The sequence below is a fragment of the Erythrobacter sp. genome (assembly GCF_038133525.1).
Lineage (GTDB): Bacteria > Pseudomonadota > Alphaproteobacteria > Sphingomonadales > Sphingomonadaceae > Qipengyuania.
This window is the reverse complement of the sequence record NZ_JAYPTL010000140.1, coordinates 1-271: the sequence shown is the minus strand read 5'-3', so window position 1 is coordinate 271 and position 271 is coordinate 1. Positions and strand designations below refer to the sequence as shown.

Sequence of the window (271 nt, the reverse complement as noted above, 5' to 3'; positions counted from 1 at the left end):
CGCCGCCCGTGAAGTCGAGCGCGAAGCCATCGACATCGAGCGCATCCATGTAATAGCGGAAGCGAATGTCATCCTTCCAGCGCGACTGATTGAGGCCGATTTTCGACGAGACGCGCAGCCGGTCGTTGAACTGGTGCGAGAAGTTGAAATTCGCCTGCTTGAAGGTCGAGGTGAAATCGGCATGCAGCCCCTCGGAGCGGACGTCGACGCCATCGAGCAGCGCATATTGGAGCGAACCGTTCTCATCCAGCTGAACGTCGCGGATCGACAT

General features: G+C 58.7%; 1 protein-coding gene. It reads right to left on the bottom strand.

From position 1 onward, the window contains the following. The coding region (locus tag AAFM29_RS17205; protein WP_371830764.1) for a hypothetical protein at positions 1-183 on the bottom strand (183 nt) is incomplete at its 3' end. Positions 184-271 lie beyond the last annotated feature (88 nt).